This is a genomic window from Bacillus cereus group sp. N6 (assembly GCF_016483705.1).
Classification (GTDB): domain Bacteria; phylum Bacillota; class Bacilli; order Bacillales; family Bacillaceae_G; genus Bacillus_A; species Bacillus_A wiedmannii.
This window is the reverse complement of record NZ_JAEHBI010000106.1, coordinates 1-5,030: the sequence shown is the minus strand read 5'-3', so window position 1 is coordinate 5,030 and position 5,030 is coordinate 1. Positions and strand designations below refer to the sequence as shown.

The following is a 5,030-nucleotide window of genomic DNA, read 5'->3' as shown; positions in this document are numbered from 1 at the left end:
ATCCAACACAACTGTGCGAAAGATTGTGCTAGCATACATTTATTACTACAATTGTGTGCGAATTCAAGAAAAATTAAACCACCTATCCCCTAAAGAATTTAGGGAACAAGTGGTTTAGGTGTTTTGATTGGTGTCCCGTTTTCGGGGTTCACTTCAGTTTACACCAGGGCTTTTGTTGCTTACATGAAACTATTTTTATTGCTGTTTATTCCAAAATTGAACATATCTATGCAATGCCTCAACGCTTTTTAATCCCAAAAATGCTTTAATTTCAATGGGTTTCATGCCATTTTGTAGCGCATTTAATATAAAACGGTTCCGCAACATGGTAGGCGTGACATGAATTCCAGCGCGTTTCGCTTCTTTCTGTAACATGCGTTGTACAGCAATTCTTGTTAAGGCAGCAGGTTGATCCTTTTCATAATCCCAGCGGAATGTTTGCGGTCCAAAGTCAAACGCAACAAAGAAGGGATCCCCGGTCTGTTGGCGTGGCCGTATAAGCTTCGGGATTTTTTTGTAATACGACAAGGCAAGCTTCACATCTTCTTTTGATAGGGGAATAGATCGCTTATAAGCGTGTAAACCGCCTGGCGTAATGGTATTGGTCCCAAAATGGATATCATGCATAGAAAGCGTGATAATGTCCTGGATAGATAGTCCATAATGTAGCATGAAACGAATTAATAATACATTGCGGTCCATAATAAATTTCCTTCCAGATGCCTGGTACGCTGTTAATCCGCTATAACTTCGCATGATGTGTAATAACTTCTCTATTTCTTTATCGGATGCAAAGTGCTTAGAAGTGAGCTTTGGCGGAGTTACTTCGCTTTTTAAACTGTCTGCGGCACCGTGAAACTGTAAAAAATTGATTAAAATGCCTCGTACACGCTTCACATTCGAAATCGAAGCTCCACGTTCCTTTCTAAGCGATTTCAAGTAACAATCTAATATATTGACATCAAAAGAGTGGGAAACGCCTTCTGGAGGAAATTCAAGCTGTTTCTGAACCCGAGAGACAAATAAGGTCAAATCATATCGATATTGTTTTACTGTAGAAGACTTGCGGCCACGTTTTAACAAATCAGCAAGGAACAAATCAAGGGCGGAATCCCATGTCATGGCTATATACTCCTTCGTCCTAAAAATTGTGTACCGCAATTATATCGAAAAACCACACAAACAAGCAATAGGGGATTCTAGGCTTTTTCGTTTTCTTTGTATGAACCCTTGGTTGAAGCGAATCCGAAATAGAGAATCGTGGGGCGGCCGTAGCCGAACCACCGAGCGTCGCGCAGCAAGCGAGTGGAGTGAGACAAAGGCGAACGAAGCAGGTGTGTACGCCGTGAGATAATCGTGATAATTGAGACCGCCGCGCCGCCCGTTTACGTAGTTTTTAAAAATCTGCCTGCCAACGGTACTTGATTCTAGTCGAATCAAGATACCCTTAACAGGAGAGCTTCACCTTTCATTTGTATTTAGTAAGTAGCGATGCCGCCAATCCTTCAAGGGATTCCGCGGAATAAAGCATATGCTTTATTGATGCTCCTAATATTGATTAAGCATATATATTACACAAGATAAGCACAGGTTTAGCATATGTAATTTATAGAGAGTCTGAATATCCTAGTTTGGTTAATGTAAGTTAATATCTATGTAACGCAGTTATGAAATGAAACGAATAAATTTGCTAGTTACAGACTTATTGTTCGTTTCTGGAATAGAATTTGATTCATAGCTGAATCAAGATACGCTTAATTTAAAATGCTAGTTAAGAGCTATATGTGTTTAAAAAAGAAAAAGTGAAAACTAAAAATATAGGAAATTCTTATTTATTAAATCTTGTTTTAAAAGAATTAAAAACATTAAATACATTAGGATTTATTTTAGGGACTTCATCTTTACTCTCACAAGGGATTAGAGATTTTTCCTTATTAAATTCCTTGTTTAATTCTAATGAAATTTGGCTATGATTCTATGATGAACTTCTCGTTGCTGTTTGCTGAAAATGGGGCTAACACCGTGAAGTTTAATAATGAGATTTATAGATTTTAAAAATAACAATTATGATTACATGACAAAAAGCCTTGTTAGCTTCAATTTTTTTGAACAAGGCTGCATTCGCTTTATTTAGTTGTTAATACAATCTTTAAGAATAAGGAAAATGAAGAATCTTACCTCTTAAAGCCCATCAGTTCTCGCATTAGACCAAATGGAATTGTACTCTGATATGGCTTTCCAAATTCCATATCCAAGAGTCTTTCTTTTGCTGCACGATCTTGACGATCCCTATACTTTGTTAAATTATCTGTATAGATTTTTATAAAATGTGCAGGAGTACTTACTTCGGAATTGTTATGTTTAAACTGTTTTACACAATCTTCGAAGATGTTTATTGCATCTTGTCCAATATTCGATGGCATACGAAGAGCAATTGTGTATGCATCCTTTTCAGTAATATTTGTATCTTGAGTTAAAATGTACATGTAAAGTTTCTGTTGTGCTTCACTCATGTAGTCATTCATTTCTTGTAATCTTGCCGCCAATTTATCTTGTAAGCTAGCTTCCAATTTTTTATCTTTGTCAGACTTCGTTTCTTGTTCTTCAGCTTCTACTTCAACAGGTTCGACAGGAGTGAATAAATCGAATCCATGACATGTAGGAACTGGAATATCCTCGTTATTATTTGAATCTTTATCTTGTTTCTTATTAATCTTCTTTGTTAAAAATTCTGTAAAAGTAGAAAAAACATCGATTGTTAATGCCCATTTCTGCTTAAAATACTCAATGATTTTCAAATAATTATTATGTAAGCTTAAAATGTAGATAGATGGCGCAAATTTATTATGACGTCTCGTTTTAATTTGATGACATACTTCAAGGTCCTCTAGCCAATTCAGAATAAAGTTAATAACGGGTACAGAAATACCGGATTTTTTGCTAATTTGCTTTTGTCTCATTTGAGAATATCCCTCCTGGACAAGATAGGAAAGTACGACTTCCAATGCCTCATATCGGCGTGGGGTTTTTTCGAAGTATTCTTTTGTAGTTACCTTTTCCAAGTCTAAAAGAATGCTATCAATATCTTTGATTACACTTTTGACTGCTTGATTGATAGCTCCCTCCTTACACTTAGGAATACGATATAATCGAGGGGATAGTTCTCGTTTTGCTTTACTGAGTAAAAAGTTAGTTAATAACACAAAAAGACCTCCTATTTATCCCCAAACACACACTTACAGAAAATTATTGGGAAAATAGAGGTTCTTATTCACACCACATTCGCTTTGTGTTATAATTTACGTATAAAAGCGAATATTACTGTGTAATATAAAAAAGCTCTACTTCCCATGGACTTTTTAATTGGTGTCTAGCCGGCAAGCAATGAACCAATTAAAAAGGGGTGCGGTAGGGTTTTTTTTTATGCTTCATTTTAGAATTTTTTAAAATAAATAGAGACATATTATTTCTCAATTTTTATCACATCTAACATAGTGTACAATACTTATTGTATAGTTCTTTAAAAATAATATCAATACTTAGTATATAAAATGATTATACAAAAGTATAACTCGAGATTAAAAAGAGGGTGATGGTATGGGAATACTTCATCAAACATTTGATATGCAGCTGAAAAATGAGGGGAAATCTTGGACAGCATTTAGCGAAGAATGTGGCGTATCCGCATCCTCTGCTTGTGAATGGGGGACTGAAGGGAAAGAGATTTCAGCTTTTTCATTTTCAAAAATGGCATATAAAATGTTTCCAGATGATGTTGAAGCTTTTGAAGATGTTTGTATATATTTAATGTCAACGTATACTAAAGAATATTTGTTAAATGTAAAAAAGCTATTTATTATTGCATACCAAAATGGATATACTGAAATTTTGGACTACATAGTTAATTTATGTGAAAATCATGATAATCGAGTGATGAGGAATTACTCGAAAATATTCAGTTTATTCTGTGAAAGACTTTATAAAACCAAGCCAATTGATGAAATCTATTTAGAAATCGATTATTTAAGAAAACCAGCTTTATCACAAGAGGCTGAATTCACAGTGTTATGTGATGTGTTAAGATTATTAATATTAGGTGATAATGGAAATTTTAAAGTATTTGAATATCATATGAATAGAGCTCTGAACACTTTAAATTTATTAAAACAAAAAGAATCGATTAGTTTATATAATTTTTGGATAACTGATCTTTATAGCTATTCTATACTAAGGCGAGGGAAAATTGAGGGATTTAAACAACTTAATGATTCCCTGCATAATTACGAATATTTAGAGTTTTTTCCGGTTATGCGAGCATCTTTGATATCGAGAAAAGGCGAAAGTTTGATATTTGATTCATATGAAAGAGCACTTGAAAATATGGAAAAGGCACTAAGAATTTGTATAGAACGAAAATGTCATTTTAAGAAATATGTTATTTTGAATAATATTAATTTTTTGAAGTTGTATTGGAATTGTAATATTGATACTATAGATTATAGAAAACTTCATATAGCTGAAAAAAGTTTTTATTGGTATCGAAAAGGGGATAAAATAAAGGCGCTTGCTATAATAACTAGGTTAGAAAAAGAGGGCCCTTTGACTCCAATACAGTTGTGCTATAAAGGCATGATAATAAATGATATCGAGATTATAAAATCCGCTATTGATGAGTTTAAATCGAATAATGAATTTTATTTTGTTCAGTTTGCGATTGAAATGTTAAATCTGTGTGAGAAAAAGATGAAGATTGGGGGATAGGAAATGAAAAAAATACTGGGAACTTACAAGTATATTATTGTTTTTTTATTGTTTCTTCAATTTTTTTGTGTGAGTGAACCTACTTCGACTACTCAAATTGCAGAAGGAACAAAACATATAACCAATCCCATGATGAGATCCGATCCTGGTGGCTCTGGATGAATAAAATAAACGAAGAAAAGACATCAATCATGGTCTTCCCCCCGTCAAGTAGACAACTGTAAAAAAGACTATGCAGCCATCGAAATTCGATATTCGATCGGAGCTCG

At 34.0% G+C, this 5,030-nt stretch carries 5 protein-coding genes; 3 read left to right on the top strand and 2 right to left on the bottom strand.

What is annotated here, in order from left to right:
- Positions 1-118 (top strand): IS3 family transposase (locus JDS99_RS29760; protein ID WP_199696355.1); only part of this gene is annotated, 118 nt, incomplete at its 5' end.
- A gap of 77 nt (positions 119-195) precedes the next feature.
- Here JDS99_RS29760 and JDS99_RS29755 read toward each other — a convergent pair.
- Positions 196-1,122, bottom strand: coding sequence for a tyrosine-type recombinase/integrase (locus JDS99_RS29755; RefSeq protein WP_199696354.1), 927 nt, complete (start codon positions 1,120-1,122; stop codon positions 196-198).
- A gap of 662 nt (positions 1,123-1,784) precedes the next feature.
- Between JDS99_RS29755 and JDS99_RS29750 the strand changes: the two genes are divergently transcribed.
- The gene (locus JDS99_RS29750) at positions 1,785-1,973 is read left to right on the top strand and encodes a hypothetical protein (RefSeq protein ID WP_199696353.1); all 189 of its coding nucleotides are present in this window, start codon (positions 1,785-1,787) and stop codon (positions 1,971-1,973) included.
- 201 nt (positions 1,974-2,174) lie between these two features.
- Here JDS99_RS29750 and JDS99_RS29745 read toward each other — a convergent pair whose 3' ends face one another.
- Entirely contained in the window at positions 2,175-3,203 is a 1,029-nt protein-coding gene (locus tag JDS99_RS29745; RefSeq protein WP_199696352.1) for a Replicase RepFR55, read from the bottom strand.
- 394 nt (positions 3,204-3,597) lie between these two features.
- On the opposite strand from JDS99_RS29745, the gene JDS99_RS29740 reads away from it, so the two are divergent.
- The gene (locus JDS99_RS29740) at positions 3,598-4,761 is read left to right on the top strand and encodes an AimR family lysis-lysogeny pheromone receptor (RefSeq protein ID WP_199696351.1); all 1,164 of its coding nucleotides are present in this window, start codon (positions 3,598-3,600) and stop codon (positions 4,759-4,761) included.
- Positions 4,762-5,030: the final 269 nt, after the last annotated feature.

Coding starts and splice junctions, on each gene's coding strand:
- JDS99_RS29755 (WP_199696354.1), bottom strand. CDS start 1,122: ATGACATGGGATTCCGCCCTTGATTTGTTCCTTGCTGATTTGTTAAAA.
- JDS99_RS29740 (WP_199696351.1), top strand. CDS start 3,598: ATGGGAATACTTCATCAAACATTTGATATGCAGCTGAAAAATGAGGGG.